Genomic DNA, 20,536 nt, shown 5'->3' with positions numbered 1-20,536 from the left:
CCTCCCAACCCACCCCACAAGGGGGAGGGCTTAACCCAGCCGATCAGCCCTACCACGAGTGGGGCAGACGGGTGCCACGGGTCTTCTCCCCCCTTGTGGGGGAGATGGCCGGCAGGCCAGAGAGGGTCTTCATCTCTATGCGATCAGCCGCCCCCGTGCAAACGGGAGCGGCTGATCATTCAGGTCTCTATAATTGACTGTATCAGTCGATCGTCTTCGTCGCGCGCTTCAGCACGCTTTCAGGCAAAGTCACGCCCATCTTGGCGGCAGCGCCCTTGTTGATGACGAGATCGCTGCCGGCGGCGACCTTGACCGGGATATCGCCGGGGTTCTCACCCTTCAGGATGCGCACGACGATTTCGCCGGTCTGCTTGCCGACGTCGTAGTAGTTGAAGCCGAGAGCGGCGACCGAGCCGCGCGAGACGGAATCCGTGTCGGCGGTGAAGAGCGGCAGCTTGGCCTCTTCGGCGACAGCCACGGCACCCTCGAGCGCCGAGATGATCGTGTTGTCCGTGGGTACGTAGATCGCATCGGCACGGCCGACGAGCGCGCGGGCCGCACCCTGCACTTCGGCGGACTTGGTGGCGGCGGATTCGACGACCTTGAGGCCGGCCTTTTCAGCCTCGACCTTCAGAACCGCCAGCAGCGATACGGAGTTCGCTTCGCCGGAATTGTAGAGGTAGCCGATCGTCTTGGCATTCGGCAGGATTTCCTTGATCAGCGCCACGTGCTCGGCAACCGGCGACATGTCGGAAAGGCCGGTGACGTTGCCGCCGGGCTTGTCCATGTTCTTGACCAGCTGCGCGCCGAGGGGATCAGACACGGCGGTGAAGACGACGGGGATATCGCGGGTGGAGGAGACCACGGCCTGCGCCGAAGGGGTCGAGATCGGAACGATGACGTTGGGGCCGTCACCGGCGAACTGGCGGGCGATCTGGGCTGCGGTCGCGGGATTGCCCTGCGCCGACTGGAACACGAACTTCAGGTTCTCGCCTTCCTTGTAGCCGGCAGCCGTCAGCACATCGAGAACGCCCTTGCGGGCAGCGTCAAGCGCCGGATGTTCGACGATCGCGGTGACCGCAACGGTCACGTCTTCGGCTTTTGCGGGAAGGGAAAGGGCAAGGGTCGCAGCCACGGCAGCGAGCAGTACAGAACGCATGGGTATCCTCCAATTATGATTTTGGGCCGCTTGTAGGAAAAGCGGCCCTTAAAATCAATCATTAGAAGATGCTGAGAGGATCAAACTTGCTGATCACTCACTCACCCATCACGCAAACATCAGTCATCCGAGCCGTGGTTGGCGATCATCATCGCTTCGAAGGCCAGGCGCTCGGTCTTGCGCATGCGCTCCGATTCCGACTTCAGCTGGCCGCAGGCGGCGAGGATGTCGCGGCCGCGCGGCGTGCGGATCGGAGAGGCATAGCCGGCCGAGTTGATGAAATCGGCGAATTTCTCGATCTGCGCCCAGTCGGAGCACTGGTAGTTGGTGCCCGGCCAGGGGTTGAACGGAATGAGGTTGATCTTCGCCGGCACGCCCTTGAGCAGCTGGATCAGCCCCTTGGCATCCTCAAGGCTGTCGTTGACGTCCTTCAGCATCACATATTCGAAGGTGATGCGACGGGCGTTCGAGAGCCCCGGATACTTGCGGCAGGCGTCGATCAGTTCCTTCAGCGGATACTTCTTGTTGATCGGCACCAGGATGTCGCGCAGGTCGTCGCGCACCGCATGCAGCGAGATCGCCAGCATGACGCCGATCTCGTCGCCGGTGCGGAAGATTTCCGGAACGACGCCCGAGGTCGAGAGCGTGACGCGACGTTTGGAGAGCGACAATCCGTCGCCGTCGGTGGCGATCAGGAGTGCCTGCTTGACGCTGTCGAAATTGTAGAGCGGCTCGCCCATGCCCATCATCACGATGTTACTGACCTTGCGGCCCTCGGCCGGCATGATCGTGCCTTGCGGCGCTTCGCGGTCGGGGAAGTCGCCCAGCCGGTCGCGCGCGAGCAGGAGCTGCGACAGGATTTCTTCCGCTGTCAGGTTGCGCACCAGGCGCTGCGTGCCGGTGTGACAGAAGGAACAGGTGAGCGTGCAGCCGACCTGGCTGGAGATGCAGAGCGTGCCGCGGCCTTCTTCGGGAATATAGACCGCTTCGATCTCGACCGGACGCCCGGCACCGCGCGCCGGAAAGCGCAGCAGCCACTTGCGGGTGCCGTCGTTGGAGACCTGCTCCTCGACGATCTCGGGTCTTGCGATGGTGAAGTGCGTCTTCAGCGTCTCGCGCATGTCCTTGGAGATATTGGCCATGTGGTCGAAATCGGAGACCCCGCGCACATAGATCCAGTTCCAGAGCTGCGCCACGCGCATCTTGATCTGCTTTTCCGGCACGCCCTTTTCGCGCAGTGCGGCGCCCATCTCCTCGCGGGTGAGGCCGATGAGTGACGGCTTCGGCAATGCTTCGCCGCGCGCCGGCTGGTTGCCTGCGGGCTTGAGAACGGTCATCGCATCCATGACGGACATTTAATCTAATCCCGAATTCAACATGCGATCCTCCCGATAGTCCGAATGACTGGCGGGCGGAGCGGGCATGAAGGCAGAAAGTGAATGCGGAACTTGGCGGCCAAGCCGCGATCCATCCGCTGTTGTGCGCGCCTTTAGCATCATTTTTGCCATCCGTCACTATAGATGGAAACGACGAAGGCCGGCGCAAGGCCGGCCTTCGAAAATCAGGGGCGTGTCGCCAGCGCTTACTTGCAGCTTTCAATCTGCTTCAGCGAAGCCGAGATACCGGCCAGCGAATAGCTGTAGGACGTTGCCGTGCCCTTGCGCGAGGTGGCGTTGACGGTCATCGAGTGGCCGCCCTTCATGGCGGCGACCAGCGCCGGCTCCTGCGCGGCGTTCTCGACCCAGCCGGCCTTGTCCTTGGTGAACATCACGAAGGTCTTGTTGTCGATGACGACGTTGATCTTCGAGGCGTCCTTGACGGTGTAGCCCATCATCGCCTGCGGCTCGTAGGAGATGTTCTGGCCCGGGCGCTGCGAGACGATGAAGAAGTTCTCGCCGTGGTCGATGCCGGCGGGCTTCTTCTCGGTCGGCACCGAGAGGACGTAGCAGACGGTGCTGTTGCCCTGCTTGTAGGAATAGGCGCCCCAGGCCTGGAACTGCTGGATGCGGGTCGGCGCGGTGGAAGCGGCGGCGGCGGGCTGCTGCGCGGCGGCTGCGGGCTTCTTGGACTGTGCGGATGCGATGCCGGCGCCGGCGAGAACGAGGGAAAGGGCGAGTACGGTACTTTTTACAAACATGGATATTCCTGCCGGTTCTTGCGATTCGAGCCCGAGCGAGCGGGCGGCGCATAATCACGATCTGCTTTATTTTGACTTAATTCAGGTTACCAAAGCGTCAACGCAGGCCGCGAGAAGTCCGTGCCTGTGCCATTTCCACCCGGGTGTCAATGTTGAGCGCCGGATTAACGCTCGGGATGATGTAGTCCGGAAATGATCTGAAACCATCGCTCTTAAGGAATTTAAGACATAAAGATAACGGCAAGAGTTTGACGTTTCGAAAAACCGATGTACGTGAATAAGGACTGGAAATCCGTCAAGGATTTCATCGAGCCAGGGGGCTTTCGAACGGAATGGACGCCGAGGACAAACAGCGCTTCGCTGCCCTAGCTGGGGCTGTGGCGGAACGCCGCGACCAGCAGGCGTTCGCCATCCTGTTCGACTACTTTGCCCCGCGCCTGAAATCCTGGCTTCTCAGGCAGAAAATGACCGCAAGCGAGGCCGAAGAGCTGGTCCAGGAGGTCATGATCGTGCTCTGGCACAAGGCCGATCTTTATGATTCCACCCGCTCGTCGCTGTCGACCTGGCTCTTCCGCATCGCCCGCAACCGCCGCATCGACCTGCAGCGCCGCGCCCGCGCCCGCATCCTCGACGAGGACGATCCGGCGCTGCAACCGACCGCCGAAATCGGCGCCGACGAGCTGGTCGCCAATGGCGATCGCGATGCACAAGTTCGTGAAGCGGTGAGCCAATTGCCCGAAGAACAGCGCGAAATGCTCCGCGCCGCCTTCTTCCTCGGCCAATCCCACTCCGAAATCGCCGAATCGACCGGCCTGCCGCTCGGCACCGTCAAATCCCGCATACGTCTGGCCTTCGGCAAATTGAAGAAGGTGCTGGAAGCGGAAAACGCGTGATGCGAACCGCCATCGCGCTCTTGCAACGAAGGGAAGAGTAGTATCAGATGCCTTCATCCACAGATGGAGGTAATCACATGCGCCGTCACATGTTCGAAGCCAATGGAGCCACTCCCGTAGCCATGAACATGTTGTGCGATGCGAACACTCAATCTTGGAATCCTGGCGCATGTAGACGCCGGAAAGACTAGCCTCACCGAACGCCTGTTGTTTCACGCCGGTGTCATCAAGACGCTCGGCGGCGTCGATACCGGCGACACCCAGACCGACACCTTGCAGCTGGAGCGCGACCGCGGCATCACCATCCGCTCGGCGGTGGCGTCGTTCAGCGCACGCGGCACGCGGATCAACCTTCTGGACACACCGGGCCATCCCGATTTCATTGCCGAAGTCGAACGCGTGCTCGGTGTGCTTGACGGCGCGGTGCTCGTCGTCTCCTCCGTCGAAGGCGTTCAGGCGCAGACCCGCGTCCTGATGCGTGCCCTTGCCCGGCTGAAGGTGCCGACCGTCATCTTCGTCAACAAGGTCGATCGGCGCGGCGCCGATGGTGAGACGGCACTTGCCAATCTCCGCGACCGCCTGACGACAGCCCTCGCGCCGATGGGATCCGTCAGCGCACAAGGAACGCCGCTTGTGCGCTACGAACCCGGCGCCTGGCGTGACCGGGGCTTCCGCGCGGCCGTGCTGCAGGCGCTCGCCGAGCGCGACGACGACCTGCTTGCCGCCTTCGCGGAGGATCGCGCGGTGGAGGCCGGAACGCTACGGGAACGGCTGGCGCGGCAAACCGCCGATGGCCTGATCTTCCCGGTCTACTTCGGCTCGGCCATAACAGGCGCCGGGATCGAGGAGCTGATCGACGGCATCACCGATCTTCTTCCGGCGCCGATACCGCCGAAGGACGGCCCGATCTCGGCAACCGTCTTCAAGGTCGAGCGCAATGCGGCGGGAGAGAAGCTTGCGCTGCTTCGTGTGGTGTCAGGCGCCCTGCGCGTTCGCGACCGGATCCCGATCGCCCACAAGGAGAACCGCGTCACCGATATCGAGATCTTTGCCGAAGGGCGCGTGAGACGCAGCGACGTCGCCCAGGCGGGGGATATCGCCAGAGTGAGAGGTCTCTCAGACATCAAGGTCGGGGACTGGATCGGAGACCGCGCAACGGCCCCGCAAAAGCAGTTCGCGCCGCCCATGCTGGAAGCGGCGATCGTGCCGGATGACAAGGCGGATGCGCCTGCGGTGTGGAAGGCCCTCTCCCAGCTCTCCGAACAGGACCCGCTGATCAATCTTCGCCAGGGCGATGGCGAGGACGGCCTGTCGATCTCGCTCTATGGCGAGGTCCAGAAGGAAGTGATCGAGCACACGCTGAAGGCGGACTACGGCCTTTCCGTACGCTTCCTCGACACCTCCCCGATCTATGTCGAACGCATCCTCGGCGTCGGAAACGCTATCGAACATGCGCCCGATCCGTTTCTGGCAACGATCGGGCTTCGCGTCGAAGCGAGCGGAAGCGAAGGTCGGCATCGGTTGGTCTTCGAGGTCGAACCGGGTGCGGCACCGCCATTCGCCTTCAAGGCGATCGACGAAGCCCTCGAAAGCGCATTCAGCCAGGGTGTCCATGGCTGGCAGGTGATCAATGCCTCGGTTTCCATCACCGAGATCACCAGGCTACGAAAGTGGACGACAAGCACCCCGTCGGACCATCGCAATCTGACGCCTCTGGTGCTGGCGCAGGCGTTGCGGATCGCCGGAACGGAAGTCTGCGAGCCGATCGACCGCATCACGATCGACATGCCCGCCGACGCGCTGCCACGCGTGCAAAGCCTGCTGATGCGCCTCGACGCCGCGCTCGAACCGCCAGTCGCCAGCGGAGAGATGATGATGCTTTCCGGCACGATCGCCGCCATCAATGTTCACGACGTCCAGCGCGCTTTGCCGTCGCTAACAAGCGGTCTCGGGACGATGGAAACGGAGTTTTCAGGCTATCGGCCGGTCAGGGGCGCGGCGCCGGTGCGCCGTCGATCGGGCCCAAACCCGTTTTCGCGCAGCGAATATCTGGCGCAGCTGAAAGGCGCGCGCCAAGTGTAAAAGGTCAGCGTGAAGGGTCAGGGTGAGGGCCGGCGAACAGCCGGCCTACACCGTCTTCATATCCTCGGGCCGCACGCGATCGGGCGCGTCCTGCAGCGCCTTGTCGGCGGCTTCGTAGTGGTTGGGGCGGATGTGGCGGTTGACCATGGCGAAGGCGGCCGAGAGGACGGCGATGTCGTCGGTGAAGCCGATGCCGACAAGAACGTCGGGGATCATGTCGACGGGCAGCACGAAATAGGCGAGTGCGGCGAGCAGGGTGCCGCGCACCTTGAGCGGTGTTTCGCGGTCGAGCGCGCAGTAATAGGCGGCCACGACATCGCGCGAGAAGGGGATCTTGCGCGCCGCCTTGCGGAAGGTCGGCCAGAATTTCTGCCGAACGCTCTTCTCCCGCCGCTCCTGCGTTTCTTCATCGCCCGGCAGCAGGATTTCACCGTATTTGACGTCGTCCATGTCCACTTGGTCCCTGTCCACTTGGCCCTTTATGTTCCACTTGGCCCTTTTGAGGCCAGAATATGGGGGGTCTTCGGCTGCGATTCAATCGATCCGTCGCGCCGCCGCTTTCTCCATCAGGCTCGCCAGCTTGAAATCGAGCTCCGTCAGCCCGTCGGCCGAATGGGTGCTCAGCGTCACATCCACCTTGGAATAGACGTTGAACCATTCCGGATGATGGTCGAGCTTTTCGGCTGCCAGCGCCGCCTCCGTCATGAAGCCGAAGGCCTCGACGAAGTTTTTGAACTTGTAGCTCTTGGTGATCGACTTGCCGCTATCGCCGAGCGACCAGCCGTCGAGTTTCGCCAGTTCATCGCTGATCGCCTGGCGTTCCAGTTTGTCCCGTTTCATGCGATTGTCCTTTGCGTTCACCATGGGTCTCTTATGAAACGCACCAGTATCCTGTTTGTTTGCATGGGCAATATCTGCCGTTCGCCGCTGGCCGAAGGCGTCTTCAGCCACCTTACCGCCGAAGCCGGCCTCTCCGACCGCTTTCACATCGATTCCGCCGGCACTGGTAGCTGGCATGAGGGCGATGAGCCCGACAGACGGTCGATCGCGACCGCCCGCCATCACGGCATAGACATATCATCTCAGCGCGCGCGGCGCATCCGCAAGCATGATTTTGCCGATTTCGATCTGATCATCGCCATGGACCGAAACAATGTCGCGGCCTTGAAGGCGCTCGATCCCGAAGCTCGAAACGTCCATCTGTTCGGTGAGCTGGCGCTCGGGAGCGGAGAGGATATCCCCGATCCCTATTATGGCGGCGCCGACGGCTTCGAGGCCGTTTACGCCAGGCTCTTGGCCGGCTGCAGGAAGCTGTTGTCGACGCTGGGCGCAGACAGCGCCTCGCGCAGCGGGAACACCTCTTCCGTCAGATAGGGCCCGCCGCCGACCGAATCGCGCGACGAGAGAAGCACGAAGCGCGGCACGGTGAAGGATGCGGTCTGGAAATTGCCGCGTCCGGCGAGATAATGAACCACATCGTCGACGCGCGAGGATTTCAGCCGCGCCAGCGTCACATGCGGGGTGAACTTGCGCGGATCCGGCGGAAGGCCAATCCGCTGGCAGATCCGCTCGATTTCGGCCTGCAAGGCATACATCTCGGGATTTTGCGTCACGCCGGCCCAGACCGAATGCGGTTTCTTGGAGCCGAAAGCGCCGATGCCGTCGAGCTTGATCTGGAATTCCGGCCTGTCGATGCGGTCGAGCCGGTCGACGATCTCGTCGGCCGTGCGATTATCGACATCGCCGATGAAGCGCAAGGTGATGTGGTAATTTTCCACATCGATCCATCGGGCGCCAGGGAGACCACCGCGCAACAATGACAGGCTCATCGCCGCATTGCGCGGAATTTCGAGGGCGGTAAACAGTCTCGGCATAACGAGCACTCCCCGAATCTTTTGCAGGTGCTCACACGGAATCACGCATTGATCACGTGCGCAAGTCCCTAATTCTTCACAGTCGGCAACGTTCCAATGAATTGTGTGATTGCCGGTTCCATCTTTTGAACCATGGTATCCACGCCTTTGGAATTGGGGTGCATGCCGTCTTCCAGCTTCAGCGACGCATCGAGAACGACGCCGTCGAGGAAGAACGGATAGAGCGTAAGCCCATGTTTTTTGGCGAGTTTCTCGTAGATCGGATTGAACCGCGCCGCGTAGTCGCCACCCATGTTCGGCGGCGCCATCATGCCCGCGAGAAAGACCGCGATCCCGCGTTCCTTGAGCCGGGTAATCATTTGGTCGAGGTTCTTCTCACTTTGTTCGGGCGCGATCCCCCGCAGCGCATCGTTGGCGCCGAGCTCCAGAATGACCCCATCGGTGCCATCGGGCACCGACCAGTCGATGCGCGAAAGCCCGCCCGTCGTGGTGTCGCCGGAGACGCCTGCGTTCGCCACCGTAACATCGAGCCCCTTGGCCTTCAGCGCCGCCTGCAGCTTCTCCGGAAAGCCGTCGCCGGGTGGCAATTGATACCCCGCCATCAGGCTGTCGCCGAAGCCGACGAGATTGATCGTGCGCGCCTGCGCTGAAACCGAAAGCATCATCGAAAAGACGATGACAGCGATGTGAAGACCCGCAACTTTAAATCTCATTCCATTGTCCCTAAATTGGCGGCAGCTGGGCTTTCATATAGGTAGGGCATTTACCGTTGGCAAAAACCATCATCGATCTGAAACGGGCCGATCTGACGCTCGGCAGTGCCGCGGCCTCCGTGCATGTGCTGAAGGGCATCGACCTTGAGATCGCCGCCGGTGAATCAGTCGGCATCGTCGGGCCCTCCGGCTCCGGCAAGTCGACGCTGCTGATGGTGCTGGCCGGGCTTGAGCGGCTGGATAGCGGCGAGATCAATATCAACGAAGCGCCCCTCCACACGATGAGCGAGGATCAGGTCGCCGATTTCCGTGGTCGCAACATCGGCATCGTTTTCCAGTCCTTCCACCTGATCGCCAACATGACGGCGCTTGAAAACGTCGCCGTGCCGCTTGAGCTCGCCAATGTCGCCAATCCCTTCGAGATCGCCCGTCGCGAGCTGAAATCCGTCGGCCTCGGTGATCGGTTGAACCACTATCCCGGCCAGCTTTCCGGCGGCGAGCAGCAGCGCGTGGCGATCGCCCGCGCGCTTGCACCATCGCCGGCGCTCCTGATCGCGGACGAACCAACAGGCAATCTCGACACCGACACCGGCCGCCAGATCGCAGATCTCCTGTTTTCCAAGCAGGCCGAGCGCGGCATGACGCTTGTCCTCGTCACCCACGACAACGCGCTCGCCAAGCGCTGCTCGCGCCAGATCCGCGTCCGTTCCGGCAAGATAGAAGGCGACAGCGCCGCGATTGAAGCCGAAGTGGCCATTGCATGACGCTGATCACCCCGCGTATCGCGCTCGCCTTCCGTCTTGCCCTTCGTGAGCTGCGCGGCGGCCTCAGAGGCTTCTACATCTTCCTCGCCTGCATCGCGCTCGGCACCGGGGCGATTGCCGCGGTCAACTCGGTCTCGCAGTCGATCACCGACACGATTGCCACACGCGGCCAGGAGATTCTGGCCGGCGACGTGCGCTTCGAGCTCAACAACCGCGAAGCGGCCGCCAACGAGCTCGATTTCCTGCGCTCGCTCGGCAAGGTCTCGGTCTCGACAGGCCTGCGCTCCATGGCCCGCAAGCCGGATGGATCGGATCAGGCGCTGGTCGAGGTCAAGGCCGTCGACGATGCCTATCCGCTCTACGGCAGCTTCGAGGCCGAGCCCAACTATCCCCTGCATACGCTTCTTGCCGATCAGGATGGCACCTATGGCGCGCTGGCCGCGCCTCTGCTTCTGGAACGCCTCGGCCTCAAGATCGGCGACGAGCTGTTGCTCGGCAACGTCATCGTCAACATCACCGGCACGGTGAAGACCGAGCCGGACGCGGTCTCGGAAGGTTTCGGCTTCGCGCCGCGCCTGATGGTGAGCCGCCAGGCGCTGCAGGCCTCGGGCTTGATCCAGACGGGAAGCCTCGTCGAGCACAGCTACAAGGTCAAGCTGAACGACCGATCGGATATGGCTGGCATCCGCGACCGCGCCACCAAGGATTTCCCCTCGGCCGGCTGGTCGATCCGCACAAGCGACCGCGCCGCCCCTTCGCTTACTGAAAACATCGAGCGTTTCTCGCAATTCCTGACGCTGGTTGGCCTGACAGCGCTGATCGTCGGCGGAGTCGGCGTGGCCAATGCCGTGCGCGCCTTCCTCGATGCCAAGCGCACGACGATCGCCACCTTCAAGTGCCTGGGTGCGCCGGCCTCGACTGTTGTCCTCATCTACCTCTTCCAGATCGGCCTGATCGCGCTTGGCGGCATCGCCATCGGTCTCGTCATCGGTGCGGCCGCGCCTATTCTCGCGGCCCAGTTCCTGGCGCAGTTCCTGCCTGTCTCTACCGCGCCGACGCTCTATCCGGTGGCGCTGTCGCTCGCCGTTCTCTTCGGCATCCTGACAACGCTCGCCTTCGCCATCATGCCGCTCGGCCACGCCCGCGAAGTGCCGCCGACGGCGCTGTTTCGCGAGCAGGGCTTCGAGGCCCGCCGCCTGCCTTCCTGGCCCTACATTCTGATGGCCGCCGTCTTCCTCGCAGCACTTGCCGCCCTTGCGGTGGCGACCGCCCATGATCGCTTCATCGCGATTGTCTTCATCGGCGCCATCGCCTTTGCCTTCGTCGTCCTGCGCCTTGTCGCAGCTGGCATCGCGTGGCTTGCCCGCCGCAGCCCGCGGGTCAACTCGCCGGCGCTGAGGCTTGCGATCGGCAACATCCATCGCCCCGGCGCGCTCACCCCCTCGGTCGTGCTCTCGCTCGGCCTCGGCCTGGCGCTGCTGGTCACCCTGACGCTGATCGACGGTAATCTGCGCCAGCAGCTCACCGGCCGCATGGCCGATGGCGCGCCCAACTTCTTCTTCGTCGATATCCAGGGCGCCGAGCTCGACGGCTTCCGCAATCTGGTGAAGACCGATGCGCCCGAGGGCAAGCTCGTCGAGGTGCCGATGCTGCGCGGCCGCATCCTTGCCTTCAACGGCGAGGACGTGACCAAGCGCAAGGTGCCGCCATCGGGCCAGTGGGTGCTGCGCGGCGACCGTGGCATCACCTACTCCGAGACGCTGCCCGAAAACGCCGCCCTGACCGAGGGCACATGGTGGGACAAGGATTACAGCGGCGAGCCGCTGGTCTCCTTCTCCGCCGAAGAGGCCGGCGAACTCGGCCTCAAGGTCGGCGATACCGTCACCGTCAACGTGCTCGGCCGCAACATGACGGCGAAGATCGCCAATCTGCGCAAGGTGCAGTGGGAGAGCCTGTCGATCAATTTCGTCATGGTCTTCTCGCCCAACACCTTCAGGGGCGCCCCGCATGCCTGGCTGGCAACACTCACCGATCCCTCGGCGACGTCGGCTGAGGAGGCCGCGATCCTGAAATCGGTCACCAACACCTATCCGACGATCACGAGCGTACGCGTCAAGGATGCGATCGATATCGTCAATTCGCTGGTGGCGCAGCTGGCGACCGCGATCCGCGCCGCGGCCTCCGTCGCCCTCATCGCCTCGGTGCTGGTGCTCGCAGGCGCGCTCGCCGCCGGCAACCGCGCCCGCACGCATGACGCCGTGGTGCTGAAGACGCTCGGCGCCACGAGGCGCATGCTGATGCGCGCCTTCTGCTACGAGTATCTGATCCTCGGGCTCGCAACCGCTGTCTTCGCCCTGCTTTCGGGTGGCGTCGCCGCCTGGTTCATCGTCGCCCGCATCATGAAGATTCCCTCGCAGTTCCTGCCTGACGTCGCCGGCATGACGATCGTCACGGCGCTGGTGCTGACCGTCGGCATCGGCCTGATCGGCACATGGCGCATTCTCGGCCAGAAGGCGGCACCCGTTTTGCGCGAGCTCTGAGTGGCCGGGTTGAAATAATTCCGGCACCTTACGGCGATTTAACCCGATCGCGGGTTGCAAGGCTCTTGTTTGCAAAGAGCGAAAGGCTCATATTATCAGCAGGCATGCTGAAGCTCCGCAGCGGCGCCCGGGCAAGAAAACCCGACACCGTGTTCATTCGGGGCTGACAAGAGGAAATCATGGCTGACCTAAGAAATTACCAGGGCCGCGTTCAGAGCGGTGTCCAGACCGGCGAGATCGATCAGGGCCTTCGCAGCTATATGCTGAAGGTTTACAACCTGATGGCTATCGGCCTGGCGATCACCGGCCTGGCCGCCTATTTCGCATTCACATTCGCCGTCTCCGACGGCCAGCTGACCGCATTCGGCGCCGCGATCTACACCAGCCCGCTGAAGTGGGTGGTGATCTTCGCTCCGCTGGCGCTGGTCTTCTTCCTGAGCTTCAGGATCAACTCGATGAGCGTATCGGCCGCGCAGACGACCTTCGCGGTCTATGCAGCGCTTGTCGGCCTGTCGCTGTCGTCGATCTTCCTGATCTACACCGGCCAGAGCGTCGTGCAGACCTTCTTCGTGACGGCCGCCTCGTTCGGCGCGCTGTCGCTCTACGGCTACACGACCCGTCGTGATCTGTCGGCCATGGGCTCGTTCCTGATGATGGGTCTCTTCGGCCTGATCATCGCCTCGATCGTCAACATCTTCCTGGCCTCCTCGGCCATGCAGTTCGCGATCTCGGTCATCGGTGTGCTGATCTTCGCGGGCCTGACCGCCTACGACACGCAGCGCATCAAGGAAATGTACTACGCCGCCGACGACGCCACCATGGCCGGCCGCAAGGCGATCATGGGCGCGCTGACGCTCTACCTCGACTTCATCAACCTCTTCATGTTCCTTCTGCAGTTCATGGGCAACCGCAAGTAAGACGAAGAGCGAGAGAGGGCGACACTGTCGCCCTTGATCAAGACGACAAGTTCGAGACGATCAGAACCGCTTGCAGCAGAGATGTTGCAGGCGGTTTTTCTTTGGCCGATCGACGGGCCCGAGGAGGCTTGCCTAGTTGCCGGCGAAATCGACCGACGAGATATCGACGGACCATTCGAAATCACTAGGTGCGGGTCGGCCCGGCAGGGTGTCCAGACCTCGGTATCGGTTCAGCGCCCAGCAGCTGCCGTACTCACTATGCGGCGCGATGATCTTGTCGCTGCTGAAATAATCAGAATAGACCTCGCCGCTGAACCCCGGACGCTTCGCGATCAGCCGGAAGCGCACGATATTGACCTGCCGGTCGGAGGCATTCGAAAGCTCGACGAAAACCGGCTTGTCCGGATCCTGGCAACCGCTGGTCCCGCTGCTCGTGCCCGACACCAGGCTCGCCGAGTTCAGCCGGTCGGATTGCTGGAAATAGAGATAGAGACCAACGGCAGCGCCGACGCAGGCAAGGGCGGCAACGACGATCAGCGTGTGGCGGGGAAACAGCAGGAAGCAGACCAAGACGATCGGGACCGCGATTACCATGAAAATCATTAGGTCTGCTCCATTTCACTTCTGAGCTAAAGCAGGCAGCCGCAAGAGGCAAGGCTTTGGAAACGCCGAAGTTGCAATGCCACTCCAGGGGGAAAGTTCTCGGGTTGGGTATCGGGCTGAGCGGTAGACGGAGAGGTGGTGCTCGGCGAAGCAGGCGATGAACAGCCATTGAGGTCGAGCGCGTGGAGGCGTGCTTAGATCCTCGGCACAAGGCCGAGGATGACGTCGAGAGGGGGTAAATGCCTTTTTTCAATAGGTTACCGGCGGCAACCACACACTCCGCCGTCATTCTCGGGCTCGTCCCGAGAATCTAAGCACGCTTCCACAGATGCCACGCCAATGGACCATCCGCCCGCAACCACCGCAGCCCGTCTGCTTTCCCCTTGCCAACCGCCGCTGCGAATGCTCTTCAAGCAACGAACACCACCTCTCCAGCCATTGGCCCGCCCATGCCCGTTCTTCTCCGCGACGCTTCCCTTTCCGATATCGACGCGATCACCGCCATCTACCGCGACTCCGTCCTGAACGGTGTCGCGAGCTACGAGATCGCCCCACCGGATCGCGAGGAAATGGCTGCCCGCTTCGAAGCGATCGTGTCGAAGGGCTACCCCTATATCGTCGCCGTGGACGAGACAGGCGCGCTCGTCGGCTATGCCTATGCATCGGCCTTCCGCACGCGTCCGGCCTATCGCTTCATGGTCGAGGATTCGATCTATCTGGCGCCGGAGGCGCGGGGCAAGGGTGTCGGCAAGCGGTTGCTGGAGGAGTTGATAGCGCGTTCGACGGCGCTCGGTTTCCGCCAGATGATCGCCGTGATCGGCGGTGCGCACCCGGCCTCGATCGCGCTGCATGCAAGCCACGGCTTTGAGGAAATCGGCCGCATCAAGGGGTCCGGCTTCAAGCAAGGTCGCTGGCTGGACACGATGTTGATGCAGCGGACGCTCGGCGACGGCACCTCGACCGATCCCGATCCAGACACCTATCCGGCGACGCTGTTTCTGGATTGATAGCGCCTACTTTTCGACCAGCTTCAGCGACTTGTTGAACACTTTCAGCACCTGCTGCAGGTCGTGACCGCGCTTCAGGATCTGGCCGTGGGTGTTGACGACGGAATAGGCGCCCTGCTTGGCGGCGAGCTTGGGATTCTTTTCGATGCGGAAGAGCGGCATTTCGCCGGAGCGCTTGAAGACGGAGAAAACGGCAAGGTCCTTCAGGTGGTCGATCGCGTAGTCCCGCCACTCGCCTTCGCCGACCATGCGCCCGTAGATCCACAGGATCGCATCCAGCTCTCGCCGGTGAAACGTCACCGGCAACGGGTCCTTGCTCTGCTTGAAGTCCCTGATATCCACGACGACGGGGGAATCGCTGTCGGTGGCCCGATTATTCCCACGCCGCAAATCCGGCTGATCTGTCATCAGTCTCGAATGCCTCCGTTCGTGACACGCGGGTGACAGTTTGCCTTAGCCTTTACAAATTGCAAGCACGGCCTCGCGCGCATTAAGCATAGTCTGTGCAATCTGCCGCGTGCCGCAATTCAGTCAAAACAGCGCCTCAATTAAAAGTGAAATTCGCTCGCACTTGACCGGCGCATCCTCAGCGGATTCGCCGAGACTGAATTCTGCGCATCGTCTTTCGGCACTTTGGAGGAGATGTGACTGTTTGGCGCCAGCGCGCCAAAGGGCCCGGCTGACCGTATCGACCTTAACCCCAGCCCCGAATACGATCAGTCGGGCCGCCCCGCTTCCACCTGATAAGACAGATGAAATTCTTGGAAGCGTGTCGCAATCCTTCGGATTTGCTTGTCACGCTTCAAGTCTTTGTTTTGTCGCATGTCGTCGCCGCAAAACCGCTGCACAGTTTTGCGCGACATGCTTATGCCTAACGGCTCAGATGTTCTTGCCGGCCATGACCACGGTGGCGCCAAGGATCGCCGATGGCGTTCCATCCGTCGTCGACGACTGCAGCAGCACCGCGCATCCCTCCAGATCGGGCTTTTGCAGCACGGTGGCGGGGAGCGTCAGCTTTGTTTCCTTGCCGTCCCACATGCCAACCGTTTCGACATCAGAGACGCTGTGGGTATATGCGATCTTCTGGCCGCTGTTTTCGCCCTTTTGCACTTCGATCGTCTTTTCGCGATCGAAATAGACCATGACGACACTGGCCTTGCCCTGACCGGGCGCGACGTTGATCTCGAGCTGGTCGCCCTTGACCTCGACCTTGATCGGCACGGTCAGCCCTTCGCCACCGGTCAGAAAGCCGTCGACCTTCTTCTCGATGCCGCCGATATCCGAGCCCATGACATGATCGCGGCCGTTCACCACCACTTGCGGCGTGTAGACATTGGCGCGGCCCATGGTCTTCGCATAGCCGTACTGGCGCTCGGTGTTTTCCTTCGAGCTCAGCGTATCGGCCCAGCCCATGTAGTTCCAGTAATCGACATGATAGGCCAGAGCGATGACATCGCCGCGCTCAACGAGCTTGCGAAAGGCCGCATCAGCGGGAGGGCATGAGGCGCAACCCTGGGAGGTGAACAGTTCGACCACGCCTTTGGGCGCCTCCTCGGCGAGCAAAGGGCTCGCCAGAGCGACACCTGCAATCAGCGAAATCAAAAACCGCGGCGACATTGCACCTCTACCTCTTTTCCTCTCCCACCCTTGCCGGACCAAAAAGGTTGGCAGGGTCTCCATCTCTTCAACCTAGAGATAATCGCTCCCGATCCAAACGAAAAATCACGAACGGGTGAGACGGCGCCCGCGTGGGACAACTCCGCAACACTTCGCCGTGAGGCCGGCCCCTCATAGCCCTCCAGACCACGAAAAAGCCGCCGGAAATCACTTTCCGGCGGCCATTATCACGCATTTCTTAAAAATCAGCGCCGATCAGGCTGCGAGATCCCGCAATACCGTCTGCAGGATGCCGCCATTGTTGAGGTAGATCACCTCGTCGAGCGTATCGACGCGCGACAAGAGCGGAACATCCTTCACCGTGCCGTCGCCATAGGTGATCCTCGCGATCTTCTTCTCGCGCGGCTTGATGTTCTCAAGCCCCTCGATGGTGACCGTCTCGTCGCCCTTCAGCCCCAGCGTCGCCCAGGTCATGCCCTCCTCGAAGACGAAGGGAATGACGCCCATGCCGACGAGGTTGGAGCGGTGGATGCGCTCGAAGCTCTGCGCGATCACGGCCTTGACGCCGAGCAGGTTGGTGCCCTTCGCCGCCCAGTCGCGCGACGAGCCGTTGCCGTATTCGACGCCGGCGAAGATGACGAGCGGAACGCCCTCGGCCTTGTACTGCATGGCCGCGTCGTAGATCGATTCCTCTTCCTTCGACGGGTAATGGATGGTGTAGCCACCTTCCTTGCCGTTCGGGCCGAGCATGTGGTTGCGGATGCGGATGTTGGCAAACGTGCCCCGCATCATCACCTCGTGATTGCCGCGACGCGTGCCGTACTGGTTGAAATCGGCAACGCCGACATTGTGCTCCAAGAGATAGGCGCCGGCTGGCGAGGCAGCCTTGATCGAACCGGCCGGAGAAATGTGGTCGGTGGTGATCTTGTCGCCGAAGAGACCGAGGACACGCGCGCCTTTGATGTCGGAAACGCCGGAGCCGGTCTTGCCCATGCCGACAAAGTAGGGCGGGTTCTGCACATAGGTCGAGTTGTCGTCCCAGGCATAGGTCTGGCCAGGAGGAACCTGCACGGCCTGCCAGTTGGCATCACCCTTGAAGACGTCGGCATATTTCGTCTCGTAGAGTTCGCGGGTGACGTATTTCTGGATGAAGGCCTGCACTTCGTGCGAGGTCGGCCAGATATCCTTCAGATAGACGGGGTTGCCGCTCTGGTCCTCGCCGATCGGCTCCTTCGTCAGGTCCTTCTGCACAGTACCAGCCAGAGCGTAAGCGACGACGAGCGGCGGCGAGGCCAGATAGTTCGCCTGCACGTCGGGCGAGATACGGCCTTCGAAGTTGCGGTTACCGGAGAGAACGCCCGAAACGATAAGGCCCTTGTCGTTGATCGTCTTCGAGATCGGCGCCGGCAGCGGACCGGAATTGCCGATACAGGTCGTGCAGCCGAAGCCGACGAGGTTGAAGCCGAGCTTGTCGAGATCGGCCTGCAGGCCGGATTTCGCCAGATACTCGCCGACCACCTGAGATCCCGGCGCCAGCGAGGTCTTAACCCACGGCTTGGTCTTCAGGCCCTTGGCAACGGCATTGCGGGCAAGCAGGCCGGCGGCGATCAGGACCGACGGGTTCGACGTGTTGGTGCACGACGTGATGGCGGCAATCGCCACGTCACCATGGCCGAGATCGAAATCGGTGCCTTCGACGGCATAGCGGTTGGAGAGCTGGCCGGGCTTCTTGTAATCGGCATCCATCGAGCCGGCGAAACCGGAAGCGATGTTTTCCAGCGGGATACGGCCCTCGGGACGCTTCGGGCCGGCCATGGCGGGCACGACGTCGCCGAGATCGAGCTCGAGCGTATCGGTGAAGACGAGATCGGAGCCATCGCCCTCGCGCCACATGCCCTGCGCCTTCGAATAGGCTTCGACCAGCGCGATGCGGTCATGCGAACGGCCGGACATGGTGAGGTAGTTGATGGTCTCGCCATCAACAGGGAAGAAGCCGCAGGTGGCGCCGTATTCCGGGCCCATATTGCCGATCGTCGCGCGGTCGGCGAGCGGCATGTTGTCCATGCCGGGGCCGAAGAACTCGACAAACTTCGAGACCACGCCCTTCTTGCGCAGCATCTGCACGACCATCAGCACGAGGTCGGTGGCGGTCACGCCTTCCTTGAGCTTGCCCGTCAGCTTGAAGCCGATGACTTCAGGAAGGAGCATCGAGACAGGCTGGCCGAGCATGGCTGCTTCCGCTTCGATACCGCCGACGCCCCAGCCGAGAACGCCGAGACCGTTGATCATCGTCGTGTGGCTGTCCGTCCCGACGCAAGTATCCGGATAAGCGATCGTCTCGCCGTCCTCTTCCTTCGTCCACACGGTCTGGCCGAGATATTCGAGGTTGACCTGGTGACAGATGCCGGTGCCCGGAGGCACGACGCGGAAATTCTGGAAAGCCTGCTGGCCCCACTTCAGGAAGCGGTAGCGCTCGCCGTTGCGCTGGTATTCGAGCTCGACGTTCCTCGAAAACGCCTGCGGCGTGCCGAATTCGTCGACGATAACAGAGTGGTCGATGACGAGATCGACCGGCACCAGCGGGTTGATCTTCTCCGGATCGCCGCCGAGCGACACCATCGCGTCGCGCATCGCCGCAAGGTCGACGACGGCGGGAACGCCGGTGAAGTCCTGCATCAGAACGCGCGCCGGGCGATAGGCGATTTCGTTTTCGACCGTGCCCTTGTTGTTCAGCCATTCGGCGACGCCAAGGATGTGTTCCTTGGTCACGGACTGGCCATCCTCGAAGCGCAGCAAGTTCTCGAGCAGAACCTTCATCGAATAGGGAAGCTTGGAAACGCCGGGCAGGCCGTTTGCCTCGGCCTTCGGCAGGCTGAAATAGACATAGTCCTTACCATCGACGGTAAGGACGGAACGACAGTGGAAGCTATCAAGTGATTTAGACACGAGAGACCCCGTTTCTGATCGCGAACACAATTGTGCGGACGCCTATGCACTAAAGGCACATCAGGATGCGGGTACGGCCATTTCCGCGGTCCGCACATGAAGTCAGACCTCATGTTCGGCGCTAGGATGAAATTCACGCCGACCGCTGGCGTGGTAATCCACATATAGATAACTTCGGCAAAAGCTGCCAGAGAGGGACCAACCATTTCTGATTTTTTTGCATCGCATGACTAAAAACGTGAACCCCGGAACCCCCATGCATCTCCAAGCCTCCGATCTCGCCGCCCGCAGAGGCGAAGAGCTGATTTTCGAAGGCGTGTCCTTTAGCCTGACCTCAGGCGAAGCCCTGGTTCTGACTGGCAAAAACGGCTCCGGAAAATCGACCCTGCTGCGCGTGCTGGCGGGCCTGCTGCGCCAGGAAACCGGCACGATCACCGTCACCAATGCAAACGGCGACACCGACATCCGGCTCCCCGAGATCAGCCACTATCTCGGCCACCGCAACGCCATGAAGAGCGAGCTGACGGTGGACGAAAACCTCGCTTTCTGGCGCCGCTACCTCGGCGATACCCATCTTGGCGATACTGGGGGCGGTCGCGGAATGTCGATCGAAGACGCCGCCGATGCGGTCGGCCTCTCCGGCATCACCCATCTCCCCTTCGGCTACCTCTCCGCCGGCCAACAACGCCGCTTCGCCTTCGCCAAGCTTTTGGTCTCCCACCGCCCCGTCTGGATCCTCGACGAACCGACGGCAGCCCTCGACGCCAGCGCCGACCAGCTCTTCGCCGGGTTGATCGAGGCGCACCGTGGGGCTGGCGGCATCGTGATTGCGGCGACGCATCAGCCGCTGGGGCTCAGTGATGCCAGGGAGTTGCGGATGGCGGGGTTTTCAGGGGTGAGTGCTGGGGTGTGGGGGTGATGGCGATGGTTGCGAGATACACCGTTGTTGCTCAGCGGGTGTGGCCCCATCATCCGACCCTTCGGGCCACCTTCTCCCCGTTGGGGCGAAGGGAAGGTCGGCGCGAGTGGCCCACCACGAGTCCCTTCTCCCCCACGGGGAGAAGATGCCGGCAGGCAGATGAGGGGGGCACGGGCGCCGAGGTCAGCTATAGCCGAGCCGCAAATGCTGCACGTTGTCGTCGCGCCAGGATTACCCCCCTCTGCCCTGCCGGGCATCTCCCCCACAAGGGGGGAGATTGGCTGGGCGCGACCGCTCGCTCCACTTTCGTTGGCTGGCTGAGAGCAAGCCACGAGTCGATCTCCCCCCCTGTGGGGGAGATGCCC

The 20,536-nt window shown here is 62.1% G+C and carries 19 protein-coding genes; 8 read left to right on the top strand and 11 right to left on the bottom strand.

All coding sequences use genetic code 11. The features are described from left to right. Nucleotides 1–202 precede the first annotated feature (202 nt). The 3 genes from ACCD05_RS30110 to ACCD05_RS30100 all read right to left on the bottom strand — a co-directional run bounded on the left by ACCD05_RS30110 (nucleotide 203) and on the right by ACCD05_RS30100 (nucleotide 3,296). Nucleotides 203–1,159 carry an ABC transporter substrate-binding protein gene (locus ACCD05_RS30110; protein ID WP_112535939.1) on the bottom strand — a complete coding sequence of 319 codons (957 nt, stop codon included), beginning with the start codon at nucleotides 1,157–1,159 and terminating at the stop codon, nucleotides 203–205. 119 nt (nucleotides 1,160–1,278) lie between these two features. Then, nucleotides 1,279–2,514, bottom strand: coding sequence for a 23S rRNA (adenine(2503)-C(2))-methyltransferase RlmN (gene rlmN, locus ACCD05_RS30105; RefSeq protein WP_018902275.1), 1,236 nt, complete (start codon nucleotides 2,512–2,514; stop codon nucleotides 1,279–1,281). A gap of 227 nt (nucleotides 2,515–2,741) precedes the next feature. Continuing rightward, complete coding sequence (locus ACCD05_RS30100) at nucleotides 2,742–3,296, bottom strand: invasion associated locus B family protein (RefSeq protein WP_018902274.1); 555 nt, start codon at nucleotides 3,294–3,296, stop codon at nucleotides 2,742–2,744. A 332-nt stretch (nucleotides 3,297–3,628) separates the two neighbouring features. Between ACCD05_RS30100 and ACCD05_RS30095 the strand changes: the two genes are divergently transcribed. Together ACCD05_RS30095 and ACCD05_RS30090 are read left to right on the top strand one after the other, a co-directional pair. Beyond that, a complete protein-coding gene (locus ACCD05_RS30095; RefSeq protein ID WP_047508871.1) occupies nucleotides 3,629–4,189 on the top strand; it encodes a sigma-70 family RNA polymerase sigma factor in 561 nt (186 codons plus the stop codon). 138 nt (nucleotides 4,190–4,327) lie between these two features. Continuing rightward, complete coding sequence (locus tag ACCD05_RS30090) at nucleotides 4,328–6,271, top strand: GTP-binding protein (protein ID WP_413397231.1); 1,944 nt, start codon at nucleotides 4,328–4,330, stop codon at nucleotides 6,269–6,271. 45 nt (nucleotides 6,272–6,316) lie between these two features. On the opposite strand, the gene ACCD05_RS30085 is transcribed toward ACCD05_RS30090, so the two are convergent. After that, nucleotides 6,317–6,721, bottom strand: coding sequence for a YkvA family protein (locus ACCD05_RS30085; RefSeq protein WP_018902272.1), 405 nt, complete (start codon nucleotides 6,719–6,721; stop codon nucleotides 6,317–6,319). An 84-nt stretch (nucleotides 6,722–6,805) separates the two neighbouring features. Next, nucleotides 6,806–7,111 (bottom strand): 4a-hydroxytetrahydrobiopterin dehydratase, encoded by a 306-nt coding sequence (locus ACCD05_RS30080; RefSeq protein WP_413397229.1) that lies wholly within the window; start codon nucleotides 7,109–7,111, stop codon nucleotides 6,806–6,808. Nucleotides 7,112–7,144: 33 nt separating this feature from the next. On the opposite strand from ACCD05_RS30080, the gene ACCD05_RS30075 reads away from it, so the two are divergent. Then, on the top strand, nucleotides 7,145–7,645 hold the full coding sequence (locus tag ACCD05_RS30075) for a low molecular weight protein-tyrosine-phosphatase (RefSeq protein WP_413397227.1): 501 nt from the start codon (nucleotides 7,145–7,147) through the stop codon (nucleotides 7,643–7,645). On the opposite strand, the gene thpR is transcribed toward ACCD05_RS30075, so the two are convergent. Continuing rightward, a complete protein-coding gene (gene thpR, locus ACCD05_RS30070; protein WP_209191906.1) occupies nucleotides 7,552–8,145 on the bottom strand; it encodes an RNA 2',3'-cyclic phosphodiesterase in 594 nt (197 codons plus the stop codon). The two genes, ACCD05_RS30075 and thpR, sit on opposite strands and share 94 nt — an antisense overlap. 68 nt (nucleotides 8,146–8,213) lie before the next feature. Then, entirely contained in the window at nucleotides 8,214–8,858 is a 645-nt protein-coding gene (locus ACCD05_RS30065; RefSeq protein ID WP_413397225.1) for an arylesterase, read from the bottom strand. Between the two features lie 56 nt (nucleotides 8,859–8,914). Between ACCD05_RS30065 and ACCD05_RS30060 the strand changes: the two genes are divergently transcribed. From ACCD05_RS30060 to ACCD05_RS30050, 3 genes are all read left to right on the top strand, one after another. Next, nucleotides 8,915–9,622, top strand: coding sequence for an ABC transporter ATP-binding protein (locus ACCD05_RS30060; protein WP_047508859.1), 708 nt, complete (start codon nucleotides 8,915–8,917; stop codon nucleotides 9,620–9,622). Next, a complete protein-coding gene (locus ACCD05_RS30055; RefSeq protein WP_413397223.1) occupies nucleotides 9,619–12,162 on the top strand; it encodes an ABC transporter permease in 2,544 nt (847 codons plus the stop codon). Before ACCD05_RS30060 ends, ACCD05_RS30055 begins: the two co-directional genes overlap by 4 nt. A 179-nt stretch (nucleotides 12,163–12,341) precedes the next feature. Next, nucleotides 12,342–13,079 carry a Bax inhibitor-1/YccA family protein gene (locus ACCD05_RS30050; RefSeq protein ID WP_112946012.1) on the top strand — a complete coding sequence of 246 codons (738 nt, stop codon included), beginning with the start codon at nucleotides 12,342–12,344 and terminating at the stop codon, nucleotides 13,077–13,079. Nucleotides 13,080–13,211: 132 nt separating this feature from the next. Here ACCD05_RS30050 and ACCD05_RS30045 read toward each other — a convergent pair whose 3' ends face one another. Next, a complete protein-coding gene (locus tag ACCD05_RS30045) occupies nucleotides 13,212–13,682 on the bottom strand; it encodes a hypothetical protein (protein WP_047508851.1) in 471 nt (156 codons plus the stop codon). A gap of 449 nt (nucleotides 13,683–14,131) precedes the next feature. On the opposite strand from ACCD05_RS30045, the gene ACCD05_RS30040 reads away from it, so the two are divergent. Then, nucleotides 14,132–14,689 (top strand): N-acetyltransferase family protein, encoded by a 558-nt coding sequence (locus tag ACCD05_RS30040; RefSeq protein ID WP_413397220.1) that lies wholly within the window; start codon nucleotides 14,132–14,134, stop codon nucleotides 14,687–14,689. Nucleotides 14,690–14,695: 6 nt separating this feature from the next. On the opposite strand, the gene ACCD05_RS30035 is transcribed toward ACCD05_RS30040, so the two are convergent. The 3 genes from ACCD05_RS30035 to acnA all read right to left on the bottom strand — a co-directional run bounded on the left by ACCD05_RS30035 (nucleotide 14,696) and on the right by acnA (nucleotide 19,252). After that, entirely contained in the window at nucleotides 14,696–15,097 is a 402-nt protein-coding gene (locus ACCD05_RS30035) for a DUF2794 domain-containing protein (protein WP_111562612.1), read from the bottom strand. 471 nt (nucleotides 15,098–15,568) lie between these two features. After that, on the bottom strand, nucleotides 15,569–16,306 hold the full coding sequence (locus ACCD05_RS30030) for a DUF1223 domain-containing protein (RefSeq protein ID WP_413397218.1): 738 nt from the start codon (nucleotides 16,304–16,306) through the stop codon (nucleotides 15,569–15,571). A 255-nt stretch (nucleotides 16,307–16,561) separates the two neighbouring features. Beyond that, nucleotides 16,562–19,252: an aconitate hydratase AcnA gene (gene acnA, locus ACCD05_RS30025; protein ID WP_413397216.1), complete on the bottom strand. Its 2,691-nt coding sequence runs from the start codon at nucleotides 19,250–19,252 to the stop codon at nucleotides 16,562–16,564. Nucleotides 19,253–19,508: 256 nt separating this feature from the next. Here acnA and ccmA point away from each other — a divergent pair, with 256 nt between their 5' ends. Then, entirely contained in the window at nucleotides 19,509–20,171 is a 663-nt protein-coding gene (gene ccmA, locus ACCD05_RS30020; protein ID WP_413397214.1) for a heme ABC exporter ATP-binding protein CcmA, read from the top strand. Nucleotides 20,172–20,536: the final 365 nt, after the last annotated feature.

The organism is Rhizobium sp. Rhizsp42 (assembly GCF_047304155.1).
GTDB lineage: Bacteria > Pseudomonadota > Alphaproteobacteria > Rhizobiales > Rhizobiaceae > Rhizobium.
Note: the sequence above shows the minus strand (reverse complement) of the source record. Positions and strands in the feature narration are given on the sequence as shown.

What these genes read in the sequence shown, in the direction of transcription:
- ACCD05_RS30085 (WP_018902272.1), bottom strand. Translation starts at nt 6,721, where the DNA reads ATGGACGACGTCAAATACGGTGAAATCCTGCTGCCGGGCGATGAAGAA.
- ACCD05_RS30030 (WP_413397218.1), bottom strand. Translation starts at nt 16,306, where the DNA reads ATGTCGCCGCGGTTTTTGATTTCGCTGATTGCAGGTGTCGCTCTGGCG.
- thpR (WP_209191906.1), bottom strand. Translation starts at nt 8,145, where the DNA reads ATGCCGAGACTGTTTACCGCCCTCGAAATTCCGCGCAATGCGGCGATG.
- ACCD05_RS30035 (WP_111562612.1), bottom strand. Translation starts at nt 15,097, where the DNA reads ATGACAGATCAGCCGGATTTGCGGCGTGGGAATAATCGGGCCACCGAC.
- ACCD05_RS30075 (WP_413397227.1), top strand. Translation starts at nt 7,145, where the DNA reads ATGAAACGCACCAGTATCCTGTTTGTTTGCATGGGCAATATCTGCCGT.
- ACCD05_RS30045 (WP_047508851.1), bottom strand. Translation starts at nt 13,682, where the DNA reads ATGATTTTCATGGTAATCGCGGTCCCGATCGTCTTGGTCTGCTTCCTG.
- ACCD05_RS30040 (WP_413397220.1), top strand. Translation starts at nt 14,132, where the DNA reads ATGCCCGTTCTTCTCCGCGACGCTTCCCTTTCCGATATCGACGCGATC.
- ACCD05_RS30100 (WP_018902274.1), bottom strand. Translation starts at nt 3,296, where the DNA reads ATGTTTGTAAAAAGTACCGTACTCGCCCTTTCCCTCGTTCTCGCCGGC.
- ACCD05_RS30055 (WP_413397223.1), top strand. Translation starts at nt 9,619, where the DNA reads ATGACGCTGATCACCCCGCGTATCGCGCTCGCCTTCCGTCTTGCCCTT.
- ACCD05_RS30110 (WP_112535939.1), bottom strand. Translation starts at nt 1,159, where the DNA reads ATGCGTTCTGTACTGCTCGCTGCCGTGGCTGCGACCCTTGCCCTTTCC.
- ACCD05_RS30095 (WP_047508871.1), top strand. Translation starts at nt 3,629, where the DNA reads ATGGACGCCGAGGACAAACAGCGCTTCGCTGCCCTAGCTGGGGCTGTG.
- ccmA (WP_413397214.1), top strand. Translation starts at nt 19,509, where the DNA reads ATGCATCTCCAAGCCTCCGATCTCGCCGCCCGCAGAGGCGAAGAGCTG.
- ACCD05_RS30050 (WP_112946012.1), top strand. Translation starts at nt 12,342, where the DNA reads ATGGCTGACCTAAGAAATTACCAGGGCCGCGTTCAGAGCGGTGTCCAG.
- ACCD05_RS30080 (WP_413397229.1), bottom strand. Translation starts at nt 7,111, where the DNA reads ATGAAACGGGACAAACTGGAACGCCAGGCGATCAGCGATGAACTGGCG.
- rlmN (WP_018902275.1), bottom strand. Translation starts at nt 2,514, where the DNA reads ATGTCCGTCATGGATGCGATGACCGTTCTCAAGCCCGCAGGCAACCAG.
- ACCD05_RS30090 (WP_413397231.1), top strand. Translation starts at nt 4,328, where the DNA reads ATGCGAACACTCAATCTTGGAATCCTGGCGCATGTAGACGCCGGAAAG.
- ACCD05_RS30065 (WP_413397225.1), bottom strand. Translation starts at nt 8,858, where the DNA reads ATGAGATTTAAAGTTGCGGGTCTTCACATCGCTGTCATCGTCTTTTCG.